Annotated in this window: 1 pseudogene; it reads left to right on the forward strand. The window is 76.7% G+C overall.

What is annotated here, in order from left to right:
- A pseudogene (locus WDW90_RS39700) lies at positions 1 to 266 on the forward strand (succinate--CoA ligase); the annotation flags it as partial.

The following is a 266-nucleotide window of genomic DNA, read 5'->3' on the forward strand; positions in this document are numbered from 1 at the left end:
CCCGCGCCCTCGTGTCCGGGCTCGACCTCGGCGAGGCCGGGCGCGAGGTGCCCGGGATCCTGGCGGCGCTCTACGGGGTGAGCGGCACGATCGACGCGGCGCTGCTCGAGATCAACCCGCTGGCGCTGCTCGCCGACGGCCGCGTCGTGGCGCTCGATTGCAAGCTGACCCTCGACGATGCCGCCGCCTTCCGCCAGCCCGACCTCGCCCCCGCGGCCGCGGCCGAGCCGATGACCGAACTCGAGCGCGAGGGGCTGGCGCAGGGG

Source organism: Methylobacterium nigriterrae (assembly GCF_037106235.1).
Classification (GTDB): domain Bacteria; phylum Pseudomonadota; class Alphaproteobacteria; order Rhizobiales; family Beijerinckiaceae; genus Methylobacterium; species Methylobacterium nigriterrae.